At 69.9% G+C, this 13656-nt stretch carries 13 protein-coding genes; 2 read left to right on the forward strand and 11 right to left on the reverse strand.

All coding sequences use genetic code 11. From position 1 onward, the window contains the following. Window positions 1–57 precede the first annotated feature (57 nt). Window positions 58–1203 carry a serine hydrolase domain-containing protein gene (locus tag ACZ6MA_RS04380; protein WP_469430927.1) on the forward strand — a complete coding sequence of 382 codons (1146 nt, stop codon included), beginning with the start codon at window positions 58–60 and terminating at the stop codon, window positions 1201–1203. 236 nt (window positions 1204–1439) lie between these two features. On the opposite strand, the gene ACZ6MA_RS04385 is transcribed toward ACZ6MA_RS04380, so the two are convergent. Further along, window positions 1440–1718: a hypothetical protein gene (locus ACZ6MA_RS04385; RefSeq protein ID WP_469430928.1), complete on the reverse strand. Its 279-nt coding sequence runs from the start codon at window positions 1716–1718 to the stop codon at window positions 1440–1442. 466 nt (window positions 1719–2184) lie between these two features. On the opposite strand from ACZ6MA_RS04385, the gene lepB reads away from it, so the two are divergent. Continuing rightward, window positions 2185–3027, forward strand: a complete 843-nt coding sequence (lepB, locus tag ACZ6MA_RS04390) for a signal peptidase I (RefSeq protein ID WP_469430930.1) — start codon at window positions 2185–2187, stop codon at window positions 3025–3027. Between the two features lie 95 nt (window positions 3028–3122). Here lepB and ACZ6MA_RS04395 read toward each other — a convergent pair whose 3' ends face one another. The 10 genes from ACZ6MA_RS04395 to ACZ6MA_RS04440 all read right to left on the reverse strand — a co-directional run bounded on the left by ACZ6MA_RS04395 (window position 3123) and on the right by ACZ6MA_RS04440 (window position 13623). Further along, window positions 3123–4571, reverse strand: a complete 1449-nt coding sequence (locus tag ACZ6MA_RS04395; protein WP_469430932.1) for an MFS transporter — start codon at window positions 4569–4571, stop codon at window positions 3123–3125. Window positions 4572–4877: 306 nt separating this feature from the next. Beyond that, entirely contained in the window at window positions 4878–5291 is a 414-nt protein-coding gene (locus tag ACZ6MA_RS04400; RefSeq protein ID WP_469430933.1) for a hypothetical protein, read from the reverse strand. Next, a complete protein-coding gene (rpmB, locus tag ACZ6MA_RS04405; RefSeq protein ID WP_469430935.1) occupies window positions 5240–5464 on the reverse strand; it encodes a 50S ribosomal protein L28 in 225 nt (74 codons plus the stop codon). Before rpmB ends, ACZ6MA_RS04400 begins: the two co-directional genes overlap by 52 nt. Window positions 5465–5868: 404 nt before the next feature. Next, complete coding sequence (locus ACZ6MA_RS04410) at window positions 5869–6474, reverse strand: response regulator (RefSeq protein ID WP_469430937.1); 606 nt, start codon at window positions 6472–6474, stop codon at window positions 5869–5871. A 38-nt stretch (window positions 6475–6512) separates the two neighbouring features. Beyond that, window positions 6513–7961 (reverse strand): MFS transporter, encoded by a 1449-nt coding sequence (locus ACZ6MA_RS04415; RefSeq protein WP_469430938.1) that lies wholly within the window; start codon window positions 7959–7961, stop codon window positions 6513–6515. A gap of 313 nt (window positions 7962–8274) precedes the next feature. Further along, window positions 8275–9519 (reverse strand): HEAT repeat domain-containing protein, encoded by a 1245-nt coding sequence (locus ACZ6MA_RS04420; RefSeq protein ID WP_469430940.1) that lies wholly within the window; start codon window positions 9517–9519, stop codon window positions 8275–8277. A gap of 66 nt (window positions 9520–9585) precedes the next feature. Continuing rightward, on the reverse strand, window positions 9586–10224 hold the full coding sequence (locus ACZ6MA_RS04425; protein ID WP_469430942.1) for a LysE family translocator: 639 nt from the start codon (window positions 10222–10224) through the stop codon (window positions 9586–9588). A 394-nt stretch (window positions 10225–10618) separates the two neighbouring features. Continuing rightward, window positions 10619–12577 carry a polyprenyl synthetase family protein gene (locus ACZ6MA_RS04430; RefSeq protein ID WP_469430943.1) on the reverse strand — a complete coding sequence of 653 codons (1959 nt, stop codon included), beginning with the start codon at window positions 12575–12577 and terminating at the stop codon, window positions 10619–10621. 45 nt (window positions 12578–12622) lie between these two features. Beyond that, window positions 12623–13003 (reverse strand): DUF6114 domain-containing protein, encoded by a 381-nt coding sequence (locus ACZ6MA_RS04435; protein WP_469430945.1) that lies wholly within the window; start codon window positions 13001–13003, stop codon window positions 12623–12625. Continuing rightward, window positions 13000–13623: a DUF6230 family protein gene (locus ACZ6MA_RS04440; protein WP_469430946.1), complete on the reverse strand. Its 624-nt coding sequence runs from the start codon at window positions 13621–13623 to the stop codon at window positions 13000–13002. Before ACZ6MA_RS04440 ends, ACZ6MA_RS04435 begins: the two co-directional genes overlap by 4 nt. Window positions 13624–13656 lie beyond the last annotated feature (33 nt).

The raw sequence follows: 13656 nt of genomic DNA on the forward strand, positions 1-13656 counted from the left end.
AAGGTTGACGAGGGGGGCAGCGGTCCGGCGTGCCCCGACGCGAGGAATGAGCGGCAAGTGGAGCACAGCGGATGGGCCGACGAGGGGTTCGGAGCCGTCGCGGACGAGTTCGCCCGGAACTTCACCGAGCGCGGTGACCTCGGCGCGGCCGTGACCGTGTTCGCGGGCGGCCGCAAGGTCGTGGACCTGTGGGGCGGCATCGCCGACCAGCGGACCGGCCGGGCCTGGGAAGAGGACACGGCCGTCCCGGTCTTCTCCGCCGGCAAGGGCATCGTCGGCATCTGCGCCCATCTGCTCGCGCAGCGGGGCCGGCTCGACCTCGACGCCCCGGTGGCCGACTACTGGCCGGAGTTCGGGCAGCGCGGCAAGGAGCGGATCACGACCCGCATGGTGCTCGCGCACCGCGCCGGTCTCCCCGTCGTCGACGACCGCACGCTGCGCTTCGAGGACCTCGCCGCCTGGGCCCCGGTCGTACGCGCCCTGGAGAAGCAGGAGCCTCTCTGGGAGCCCGGCACCGCGCTGGAGTACCACGGCTTCACCCTAGGCTGGCTGGTCGGCGAGGTGATCCGGCGGATCACGGGGCTCACCCCCGGCGCGTACTTCCGCTCGGCCGTCGCCGACGAGCTGGGGCTCACCACCTGGATCGGCGTGCCCGAGGCCGTGCTCCCGTCGCTGGCCCGCCTCGTCGAGGCCGACGGACGCCCCGCGCTGCCCGATCCCGAGACGCTGATCATGCGGATCCTGACGGCGAACGGGCTGGTCCCCTTCCCCGGCCTCGACGATCCGCACGGCTACAACTCCCCCGCGCTGCTGACCGCCGAGTTCCCCGCGACCGGTGCCGTCTCCTCCGCACGCGGCCTGGCCACGCTGTACGCGGCGGCCGCGCACGGCGTGGGCGGTGCGCCCCGGCTGCTCTCCCACGAGACCGTCACCGACGCGGTACGGGAGCGGTCGGCCGGAGCGTCCTGGTCGGGGTTCCCGGACCTGGGCGCACGCTGGGGCACCGGGTTCCACCTCGACTCGGCACGGCACCCCCTGCTCGGCCCGCGCAGCTTCGGCCACGACGGCTCGGGCGGTCAGTTGGCCTTCGGTGACGACGAGTTCGGCGTCGGCTTCGGCTACGTCACCAACCGGATGATCGGCAACGGTGACGCTCGGACGACGTCCCTGCTCATGGCGGTGCGGAAGTGCGTCGGTCGCTAGCGCTCGGCAACACCCGGCCCGTCCGGCGCCTGAGGACACAGCACAACAGTTTGTCCGGCACTTAAGGACACAACACAGCAGCCCGTCCGGCGCCTGAGGAAACCGCACAACAAGCCCGTCCGGCGCTTGAGGACACCGCCGCGCAGCGAAGGTGCGTACTCGACAGCAGTCCGCAGGACAACAGGCATCGCCCGCCCCCACACACTCGGGACGGGCGATGCCTGATGGGGGTTCTGCTACCAGCGCGGCTTGGAGGCCGTCTCGTCGGCCTTGATGCAGGCGGCGCGCTGCTTGGCGATGGAGTCCGCCTGGGCCTGGGCGCGCCTGGCCGCCTCGGGCTCGCCCAGCTTCCGCAGCTTGGCGGCCTTGGCCTTGAGGTCGGCGACCTGCTGACCCATCTGGGCCACGTCGCAGGTCTTGTGGGGAGCGGCGGTGGCGGTCGTGACGGGCAGGGCCGTGAACAGAACGCCACCGGCCAGCGCGGCGGTCACGGCGAGCGCGGAAATGCGACGCATGCGTCTCTCCAAGTTCCGGGTCGTACCGACCCGTTGAGGGGGGAAAATTCGCCGACCTCCATCGGTTACCGAAGGTGGCCGACAACGCGGAGCGTAGTGGAAAAGGCGATCTTGGAGACCCGGCAAGTCGGGCGGAGTTCCGCATTTCAGACCGTTAACTCCCCGTGGTTTCCGTCACTTGGGCGAAGACCGTCACCGCACGAGGCGTGCACCACGCAATGTAGCCAACTCCTCGATCATCACCCAAAGTAACGGCTTGAATTCGCCCATGGCGGCGAGGGGCCGGGCGCCCGCGTCCGGTCGCGGTGACCGGCGTTCACGGCCCGTGCCGCCGGAAGTCGCAGGTCACCTAGGATCGGTTTCCGACGATCCGACTCCCTAGCTCGTGGAACTCCCGCTCGTTGTGGGAGTGGCGGGCCCGCGCCGGACACGGAGCGGGCGGGGAAGCACGAGTGAGGAGCAGAGCGTGGGGGACGTGGCGGTCGAAGCACGGCCGGAGCACGACGGGCCCGAGGACGGTCCGACGGCGTCGGACCGGCGCGGCACGAAGCCGAAGAGGAAGCAGCGGCCCCTCTGGAAGGAACTGCCGATCCTCATCGGGGTCGCCCTGGTGCTCGCCCTGCTGATCAAGACGTTCCTGGTGCAGGCGTTCTCGATCCCCTCGGACTCCATGCAGAACACCTTGCAGCGGGGCGACCGGGTGCTCGTGGACAAGCTGACCCCGTGGTTCGGCTCGGAGCCCGAGCGCGGCGAGGTCATCGTCTTCCACGACCCGGACGACTGGCTGAAGTACGAGCCGACCCCGCAGCCCAACGCCGTCCAGAAGGCGCTCAGCTTCGTCGGGCTGATGCCGTCCGCCGAGGAGAAGGACCTGATCAAGCGGGTCATCGGGGTCGGTGGCGACACGGTGGAGTGCCAGGGCACGGGCCCGGTCAAGGTCAACGGCAAGGCGCTCGTCGAGCCGTACGTCTTCGCGGGCAACACGGCCTGCACCCCGGCCGGGAACGGCCAGTTCAAGGTCAAGGTGCCCAAGGGCAAGCTCTGGGTGATGGGGGACCACCGCCAGGAATCGGCGGACTCCCGCTTCCACCGCAACGGCCCCGGCGGGGGCATGGTCCCGGTCGACAGCGTGGTGGGCCGCGCGGTGGTCGTCGCCTGGCCGGTCGACCGCTGGGCGACACTGCCGGTGGCGGACACGTTCGACCAGCGGGGCATCAACACGGCGGCCGCCACGGCCCCCGGCGCGCTCGCCCTCGTGGGCACGCTGCCTTTGGTATGGCTGCGTAGGCGCTCCCGCGCGGGGGTTTAACGGACTCATCATCCGTCGGCCGGGGGTTCGCCCGACGCCCCCGGAGATGGCAGCGGCCCCACCCCTGGTGATGGGGTGGGGCCGCCGGGTGTGGGTCAGGTGTGCTGTGCCGGCTTGGGCAGCCGGAACATCAGAGCCCACATCACCGCGAGGGCCGCGATGACGTACCAGATGCTGCCCGCGAAGGCACTGGTCACGGTGGTGCCGTGGCTGCCCGCGGGGGCGTGGGTGAAGAACACCACGGAGGCCAGCGCGATGCCCATGGCGGTGCCGAGCTGCATCGCGGTGTTGAACAACCCGGCCGCGGAGCCCGCGTCCTCGTGGCCGACCTGGCTGAGGGTGAGGCCCGCCAGGCCGGCGCCGATCATGCCGAAGCCGAATCCGAGCAGGACCATCGGAGCGACGGCGGCCGCGAACGGTGTACCGGTTCCCTGGCCGCTCACCAGCAGCTGGTAGCCGGCCAGGGTGGCGGCGACCAGGAGGGCGCCCGTCTGGGGCACCCGCCGCATATGGCGCGCGGCCCACTTCGAAGCGAGCATGGCACCGGCCATGCCGCCGATCGAGATGGCGACGGAGGCCGGAGCGAACTGCCCCGGGGACAGGCCGAGCCCGTCCTGCATGAACAGGGTCCACGTCAGCAGGAACACGCCGGAGACCAGGCCGAAGACCAGCTGGGCGGCGAGCCCGCCGGTGAAGGCCTTGCCCTGGAACAGGGAGAGCGCCATCAGCGCGGAGCCGCCCTTGGCGGTCCTGGCCCGCTGCTGGGCCACGAAAGCGGCCAGCACGAGGGCGCCCGCGACCAGCATGGCGAAGCTCCAGGCCGGCCAGTGCCGCTCGCCGCCCACGGTGAGCGGGTAGGCGATCAGCAGTACACCCGTGCTGGAGAGCACCATGCCCAGCGGGTCCAGACGCCGTGCCCGCTCTTCACGGGACTCGGCGATGAACCGGAGGCCGAGCAGCACCGTGGCCAGGCCGATGGGCAGGTTGATCAGGAAGATCGGCCGCCAGCCCAGTCCGGCGACGTCGGCAGCGGTCAGGACGGCACCCAGGACGGGGCCGAGTACACCACCGAGCGACATGATCATGCCGTACAGGCCGAACGCCTTCGCCCGGGATTCCCCGTCGAAGGTGACGTGGATGGTCGCCAGGACCTGCGGCACCATGGCCGCCGCCGCGGCGCCCTGGAGGGCTCGCGCGGCGATCAGCACGGCCGGGCTGGTGGCGATGCCGCACAACAGCGAGGCGAGGGTGAACACCGCGGTCCCGGCGAGGAAGATCCGCTTGCGGCCGTAGAGGTCACCCAGGCGCCCGCCGGTGATCAGGGCCAGCGCGAAGGCGAGGGTGTAGGCGGCGGGGATCCACTGCACCGCGGCGCTGGAGGCGCCGGTGTCGGCCTGGATCGACGGCAGTGCGGTGTAGACGATCGAGCCGTCGAGCGCGTTCATCAGCTCGGCGACCAGCACCACGATCAGCGTGATCATGGCGGTACGGCCCGGCCCGGCGCCAAGGCGCGGTCGGACGGAGGTGGAGGTGTCGGTAGACACGGAAACGAAGATTCCTGTTCGTGTGGAAGTGGGACACGGGCAAGCCTGGGCGTGCCCGTGTCGCCGCAAGCGAGACAGGAGCGGAAAAGGGCATGACGAAACCCAGGCCATCGGGTACACCGCGGTGGAGGTATCGCCGGAAACGCCGCCAAGGGGCGGACAACCGGCAACAGCGCCTCACAATGAGCGGTTACAGGGCCTGGGAGATACGTCATCACCTCGAAACGCGGAACAGAACAGTGGAAGCGCGAGCGCGCTTCGCAATCCATTCCAGAGTAGAGGAGGCTTCATCCTGAGCAAACCCATTTATTTCGACCGCCCTGCCCCGGCGGTCTGGGGCCGCAAACGACTGAGCAGTCGTTTACTGTGCCGCCCGTAGTCCGGATCATTGAGAGCGGCGGCAACGAAATCCGTAGGCCGCAGCCGACGGTCGAGGCGTGCCTCCAGGCAGCCGATACACAGGACGCTTTCCTCGCCGGCGCCGACGCGCTCCCATACGCTGTCGAGCACGGTGTACCACTCGTCCGGCCCGTCAAGGGGTGCGGTCAGCAGCCCGCAATCGTGACAGGGAAACTCATCCCGCTCGGCACGGCGAGGCCACCTGCCGACGACCGCGGCAAGGATGCGAAAGCTGCCCTTGAGGTGGCCGAAGCGACGGCCCGAAAGGCTTACGCCGAGACCCGGCGCTCCACCTTGCCCTTTTTGATGCACGAAGTGCACACCTTCATACGTACGGGCGTGCCGTCCTTGACCGCCCTGACCGGTTGGATGTTGGGGTTGAAGCGGCGGCTCGACCGCCCCTTGACGTGGCGGACTTGGGCACGGAGCCCCGCGCGCGCGACGCGCCTCCCGAAACTGGGCTGCTTGCCGCATACATCACATCGACTGGACATCGTGTCTCCCGGTTCTGCGACGGATGCCGTCGCCCTGTGCTCCCTTGACTGACCATGCGCGTGAAGAGCGGGCCTGACTGGCACTCAGCGGAAATCGCCGGCCATGGAGTCAAGGGCTCGTCTTCCTGGCATTCAGCACCGGCCAAGAGAAGGCCGTGCTGGAGGCGCCGGGCCGGCCAGCGGCCCGGCGCCGAGTTCAGATTCTTCCAGAACCGCTCGGAATGCGATCCACCGATTTGCTCTCCACATTTCCCCACGGGAGTGCGCTGACCTGCGGGTATATGAAATGAGGCGGCATCAGGGGACAGCACGGGAACTCATGCGGAGAGGCAAAGTGCATCGTTCTCCGTGCAGATTGCACGCCTCGATCGCGTGGTGCCCTGTTCGGGCGCCGGAGCCCTCCGTCAGATCCAGCCGTGCGTGGCGGCGGTACGTATCGCCTCGATGCGGTTGCGTGCTCCGGTCTTTCGGTTGATGGCGGCGAGATTGTTGCGGACCGTTCCCGGTGAGAGATGCAGCGTCCCGGCGATTTCCTGGGGTGTGTGTCCTTGCGCGGCCAGGCGGAGGATCTCGATGTCGCGTTCGCTGAGCGGGTTGTCGGGGGCGTGCAGGGCGTCGGCGACGATTCGCGGGTCCAGGACCCGTTCGCCGCGGGCTGCCGTGCGAACGGTGTCGGCCAGCTCTCTGACGGACGCGCCTTTGCTCACGAACCCTTCCACCCCCGTCTTGAGGGCGGTCCGCAGGACACCGGGGCGATCAGGAGCGGTCAGGATGATGACGCGGCAGGCGGGCAGGGCGGCTTTGAGCTGTGCCGCGGCCGAGATCCCGTCCAGTCCGGGCAGATCGGCGTCCAGCAGCGCCACGTTCGGGCGGGTGCGCAGGGCGCTCGGCAGGACGTCGTCGCCCCGCCGTACCTGCGCGACCACGTGCACACCGGGTTCGGACGCGAGGACGGCGGAGAGCGCCTCGCGGGTCAGTCGCAGACCATCTGCGACCAGCACTCGGATCATGGGGTGGTAGTTCCTCGTCAAGGACCTTGGGAAAGGTTTCAGCCCGTTCGCCGGCGTCCGGGCAGCAGGAGCATGAGAGCCCACATCGCCAGCAGGGCGCCGATGACGTACCAGAGGGTTCCGGTGAACGCCGTGGTGACGGTGGTCCCCCGGCTGCCGGCCGGGCAGCGGGCGAAGAACACCACGGAGGTCAGTGCCGTCCCCAGGGCGATCCCGAGCTGGGTCGAGGTGTTGAACAGCCCGGACGCGGAGCCGGCGGAGCCGTGGTCGGCCTGCCCCAGAGTCAGGTCGGCCAGAGCCGCCCCGATCAGGCCGAGACCGAGCCCGGCCACCAGCATCGGAGCGACGGTCCACCCCAACGGCAGACCGGTGCCCCGCTCCGCGATCAGCCACGCATAGCCGCCCAGCGTGGCGGCGGCCAGCAACGCCCCGGCCTGCGGCGCGCGTCGTCCCTGACGGGTGGCCAGGCTCATCGCCAGCCAGGCCCCGGCCATTTCCCCCAGAGAGGCCATCACGAAGCCCAGCGCCGCCCGGCCAGGAGACAGGGCGAGGCCGTCCTGCAGGAACAACGTCCACGCCAGGAAGAACACGCCCGACAACAAACCGAAGACGAGCTGAGCGGCCAGACCACCGCGGAAGGCCCTGCTCGCGAACAGTGCCGGCACGACCAGCGGGGCGGCCCCCCGCGTACTCCTGGCCCTCTGCTGGAACACGAACACCGCCAGGACCGCCAGGCCCGTCGCCGGCATGAACAGGCTCCAGGCGGGCCAGTGGCGTTCCGCGCCGACCGTCAGCGGACAGGCGATCAGCAACAGGCCCAGGCTGGACAGCACCATGCCCAGGGGGTCGAGGCGCCGGGCGTCGCGCTCCCGGGATTCGGGGACGCAGCGCAGGCCGAGGAGTACGGCCGCCAGACCGATGGGCAGGTTGATCAGAAAGATCGGCCGCCAGCCGAGGCCGAAGAGATCGGCGCCGGTGATGACGCCTCCCAGGACCGGCCCCAGGACGCTGCCCAGTGACATGACCGTGCCGTACAGACCGAACGCCCTGGCCCTGGAGCCCTCGTCGAAGGTGACGTGCAAGGTCGCCAGGACCTGCGGAACCATCGCCGCCGCGGCGCCGCCCTGGACGACGCGGGCCGCGATCAGCAGGGCCGGGGTGCCGGCGAGACCGCAGATCACGGATGCGGCGGTGAAGGCGCCGGTGCCCAGCAGGAAGACCCGCTTGCGGCCGTAGAGGTCACCCAGGCGCCCGCCGGTGATCAGCCCGAGGGCGAAGGTCAGCGCGTAGGCGGCGTGGATCCACTGCACCGCGGCGCTGGAGGCGCCGGTGCCGGCCTGGATCGAAGGAAGGGCGGTGTAGACGATCGAGCCGTCGAGCGCGTTCATCAGCTCGGCGGCCAGCACCACGATCAAGGTGATGGTGCGGGCCCGGCCCGGCCCGGCGGCGGGGCACGGCCGGACGGAGGGAGAAGTGTCGGTAGACACGGAAACCAAGATTCCTGTCCGCGTAGGGGAGGGAAAAGGGCAGGCCTGGGCATGCCCGTACGCCTACAGCGCGACAGGAGCGAAAGGTATGACGAAGCCCAGGCCATCTGGTACACCGCCGTCGAGGCATGCCTCGGCAGCCCGCCACGGCAGGCAACCGGAAAGAGCCTCAGAACGAGCGGCTACAGGGCCTGGGAGATATGCCATCACCTCAAAACACATCGTCGGACCCCCGAACGGGCACGACAGAGCTGCAACAGGCTAGAAAACACCGGGACAGTCCCGCAACCGAATATTCGGCCCACGACGCGGTTCAATCGGCGGGGCCCAGCGCTCGGTGGTGGTACCAGACGGCATGGAAGGCCCCGAAGTAGGGCGAGCCGTGTTCGACGGGGCCGAGGGCGCGTAGTACCCGGTCGGCCCGTGTGTCGTCGCGCAGGAACAGGGGGATCGCCGCCGCGACCCGTACCGCCTCGTCCTCGTCGTTCAGGCAGGTGGCAAGCGCTTCCGAGGAGCCGGGGTGATCCTTGGGCGCGGCGCCGAGCACCCTGCATGCCGTCTCGCGTACCCGGGCATCGGGGTCCCGGGTACACGTCATCATGACGGCCAGCGCCTCGGGGTTCCCCTTCGTGCCCGTCCAATGAAGGCCGGAGAGGGCCCGGCACCGGACCTCCGGGTCGTGGTGCCGGGTGAGCGCCGGCAGGGGCTGCTCGGCCCGGGGGTCCATGGCCTCGGCCAGGCCGGCGGTCAGTGCCCGCATCACCCGTGGGTCCTCCTCGCGTGCCGCCCAGGGGAGGAAGAGATCGACGAGCGGCCTGTCGAAGGGACTGTCGTCGCTTTCGTCGAAGAGGTTGACGAGCCGGAGCACCTCGGCACCGCAGTACCGTTCCAGCGGGTTCGGGCGGTCGCGCAGGGCGGCGGCCTCCGCCCAGACGGTGGGGGCGTGGCGCCCCTGGAGCGTGAGCGTCGTCGCGGACCACACCGGCTGATCGACGTCCGGCTCGCCCAGGGCGCGGCCCATCAACTCGGTGAAGGACGGCGTGATCCCGTATTTCGGCTCGAGCTCGGTGAGGATCGCGGTGTGCCCGTTGCGGACGGTCAGCCCACCGAGTGACAGTTCCTCGCAGACGTTCCCCCACCCGTCCACAGCCGCCTTGCGTACGACCGGCTCCGCCGTACCGCTCCTGCGGCGCAGCTCCGCTTCCGCGCCTGTGAGGTGCCAGTGCCGCGCCAGTTCCAGGGCGTTGCGCCCCTCGGCGTCAGTGATCCACAGATCCGCTCCGGCGCTGACGAGCACGGATACGATCTCGCAGGCGCCACGGTCGACGGCACGCAGCAGGGGCGTACGGCCGTCGGCGCCGGGGCGATTCAGCTGGACCGGCCGGTGCGCCATCTTCAGCTCTTCGATGACCGGAAGGTCGAAGTCGTCCACGGCCAGGCACAGTGCCGGAGTGCCGTGCCCGTCGACGGCGTCGGGGTCGACGCCCCCCGCCAGCAGCGCCGCCACCGCCTTGGCGTCCCCGCCCCGGACCGCGGTGATGAGCGGATCCTCACCCATGAATTCCCTACCCGCCTTTTCCTTTTCCTCAGCCGGTCGCGCTCTCGCGATGCCGCCGCGTTCCGTTCAGTCGCCGAGGGCGAGTTTCAGGCCGAAGCCCGCGATGACCGTGCCGGTGACGCGGTCGAGGACGCGGCGCGCTGCGGGGCGTTGGAGCCAGCCGCGCAGGGCCCGGGCGAAGGCGATCAGGGTCATCGACCAGACCAGGCCGAGCAGTATGTGCACGCAGGTCAGCAGGAGACCGGTCGTGAAGTGCGGGGCGCCGGCCGGGATGAACTGCGGCAGGACCGCGACGTAGAAGACGCCCACCTTGGGGTTGAGGAGGTTGGTGAGCGTGCCCTGGCGCCAGCCCTCGTACAGGGTCCCGGCCTCGTCCAAGGCCGGCGCTTCGTCCGCCCCCTCGGCCCGCATGCCGCGCCAGGCGTCGATCAGCATGCGCGCACCCATCCACAGCAGATACACCGCGCCCGCCCAGCGCAGGATCTCGTACGCCACCTGAGATGCCGTCAACAGCGCGGTCACACCGAGCGAGGTGAGCGCGCCCCACACCAAAATGCCGGTCTGGATGCCGAGCACCACGCCCCAGGCCCGCCGGCGGCGGCCGAGCGCCGCCGTGCGCAGAACGAGGGCGGTATCAAGGCCGGGGGTGAGGGTGAGGAGCCCCACGACCAGGGCGAAGGACCATAGCGCTGTGCTTATCGTCATGAATGTTCACCATAACCATGCCCGAATTCGGGCAGGATCACCGGGGTCGATCTCAGCCTCCTCGCTTTCTCGACCTCAAGCAATGTTGATGTTGGAAAGTGGTCACCACACCACGTCCCGGGGGGCGCATAGGCCCCGGGGGCGCACCGTCGGCCCGCACCAGCCGCCGGAACCGCCGCCGAGGCCGCGGCGGGTCATGTGCACGGCCTTCCTCAGGCAGAGCCCGCACCACTGCTGCGCGGCGGTGTCCTCAATCGCCGGACGGGCTGCCGGTACCAGCCCGTCCGGCGATTGAGGACGCGCCCGCAGGGCACCCGCCGCCGCAGGCGGCACGGACGGCCCGCGGCCGAAGATCCGCGGGCAGGTTCTGGTTCCATCCGCCCCGCCCCCGAGTTCAACTGATCCGCTGCGCGGCCCGGCAGGCCACGTGACGCAACCGCTCGCGGTAGGGGGAGTCGGGCAGCCGGTCCAGGTGGCCTTGGGCTCGTTCCGTGTACGCGACGGCCAGGTCCCGGGCCCGCGCCAGCGCATCCGTGCTCTGGAGCAGTCGCCGCACCCCGGGCAGGGCGCGCTCGCCATCGGCGTCGTTCCACAACGCGTGCAGCTCGGCTCGCTGGGAGGGCGAGGCATGGGCGTGGGCGAGCAGGAGCGGCAGCGTGGGGCGACGGTTGCGCAGGTCACTGGCCGCGTCCTTGCCGGCTGCCAGGGAGGTGCTGTCGTAGGGCAGGAGATCGTCCCGGATCTGGAAGGCCATGCCGAGAGCCAGCCCGTACTCGCTCAGCGCCCGGACCTGGTCGTCGCCGCCTTCGACGAGATACGCGCCGAGGCGGCAGGCGAAGGCGAAGAGCACAGCCGTTTTGAGTCTGATCATCTCCAGGTAGCTGTCGACCTCGCAGGCCAGGTCATCCGAGATGTTCAGTTCAAGCGCCGCGCCGCGCGCCAGGTCCTCCCCCATGCGCCCCGCTTCGGCGAAGGCCTGGGCGACGCGCTCGGCGCCGACCCCGCGCTCGCGGCAGCGGGAGAGTCCCTGGAGGGCCTTCATGACGAGACCGTTGGCGGCGAGGAGCGCGAGGTCCGCGCCGAAGCGGTAGGGGGCCGAGTCCCGGCCGCGCCGCTGGTGGTCGCCATCGATGATGTCGTCGTGGATCAGGCTCGCGACATGCACGAGTTCGGTGCTGACCGCGGCGGACAGCACCATGTCGGTGCGCCCGCCGACGGCCCCGGCGGCTTCCACGGTCAGCACCGGCCGCAGCAGCTTTCCGACCGGCAGGAGGGCGTGGCTCTGGATCGGCGCGAGAAGCGTGTCGTCCGCCCCTTCGCAGCAGCGCCTCAGTTCGGCGCTGATCGCCCGGTGCGAGGCCCAACTGCGGACGTCGTCGAGTTGTTCCGGCACGGCGGTGGCGGAGGGGCAGGCGGGGGCCATCTCGACACGGGGAGGGGGGACCGCCTCGAACACGGACCGCAGTGAGGAGACCGCCAGCCGTTTCAGGGAAGCCGGGCGGGGCTGGGGGCGCCGCCGCAAGGTGGCGGGCAGATCCTCGGTGACGGCCCGCAAATGCAGCCGGTACAGGGACTGCATGGCTTCGATCGCGGCTTTGCCATAGGGAGGCAGCTCCGCCGAGACGGTGTCGGCGCTGGACAGCAGAGCGGCGGCGCGGTCGGCTTCCCAGCGCAGTGCCCGCAGCACCGCCGGGGTCGGCTTGCGGTTGAGGAAATCCGACCGGTCCGCCGCGCAGTTGTCCAGCGTCTCCGTCGAGATTCCCAGCCAGCCGCGCGCCACGTCTTCCGAGATGTCCCGCAGGTTGTCCACCCTGTCCAGGCCCTCGCCGAAGGACAACACCGCGTGTTCGAAGGCGGGATCACCGGCCGGGCCGCCCAACAGCGGACAGCCCAGCAGGACGGGCGCGCCCACGGCGCTGCGGGCGAATTCCGACAGTTCCGCCTCGGTCGCGAACTCGCTCCTGCCGATGTCCCCCCGGGTCGTCGCGACGAACCTCTCCAGGGCCGGGACGGGCAAGGCGAACGTGACGATACTGTGCACGATCGCGGCCCGCACGGGGTGCGCCGAATATCCCGAGCGTACTTCCGTCAGAAGTTCCTGGGTCTCTTCGGAGAAGCGCGCGAGGCTGCCCTTTCGGTGGTCCGCCAAGTCGTCCACCCAGCGCACCACGGCTCCCACGGCGGCCATCGCGGGCCGGTATTGCGGCGGCAGGAACGCCCCGGCCATGGCCATGGCCCAGTCCGTCTTCAACGCCAGCTTGAAGCAGGCCCGGTACGATTTCCGCAATCCGGCGTCCTTGACGCCTGCCAGATCGAGGCATTCGTCGAACTTGCCCAGTTCCCAACGCGCCAAGGCATGACCTTTCTTGGGAGATGGTTTTCTTACGATGCCTTGCTGCTACGTGGCCTTGCCGCTACGTGGTTCGGGCGTCCAGGCCACGGTGATCGCTCCACCGGACGCCAGCAAGAGGAATCCGAGGAACAGGCCGCCCATATTGGCCGCGACCAGGCTGACCAGGGACAGCACGAGTGCGAGGACTCCCGGGAAAACCCGCCTCTCGGGGGCTTGCCAGGTGGCGAACCCGGACACGAGACACAGACTTCCCAGCAGCCACGCGGAGGCGCCGGCGGTTCCCGAGAACGGCAGCATGCCCAGGCCGTCCCAGGTGGTCAGCACGATTTCGACGCCGCCGAGGCACATCGACAAGCCGCCCCAGAAAGGGCGCGTGCGATACCAGGGCAGCCAGCGGGAGCGAGCGGTCGGCCACAGATCGTTCATAGTCGTTCACCGGAACCCCGGAGCGGGCTGGACGGGCAGCCTTGACGGCCGTGGACGAAGTCCGCGTGGAATCCCTTCGCGGCCAGACTCCCCGCGGAGAACGCCCGCGGTTGGACCCGGACCTTGAACGCGTGAAAAGAACCCGCGGTAAGCCGGAAGGGCTCTGCCGGATCCCGCGCGGTTTCCAGGCCGATCGGGGAAAGGGAAACACGTGACGAAGAAAGGGCGGAGGCCTCGATGGTGAACTTCGAGGCGGACAGCGTGTCGGCGTACAGACGGGCGGTGGTGACTCCGACAACCGGCAGCTCCACCACGGAGGTCACACAGACATCGTCGGCCCGAAAATCCTGGAAGAGCGACATGAGAGCCGCATCGGAATGCTTTCCCGACGACAGCCCCGGGTTGATCGACAAGCCGGAAACGCTGATCTTCTCCGCACTGATGACCATCGGCACCCGCCCCGCGAAGGCGAACTGGAGCGCGCTCGCGCTGCCGGTGGCCAGCAGGACACCGGCCGCCCCGAGAACACCCGCCATCAGCACTGCGCAGCGCCGTCGCCGGACATGCCCGGACGGCGCCGACGGGATATCCTTCGGTGTGCTTGGCGGGTCGCGACGCAAGGGCAACTCCCTTATTTCTGTGGTCGTTCACCG

It is taken from the genome of Streptomyces sp. NPDC042259 (genome assembly GCF_055582085.1).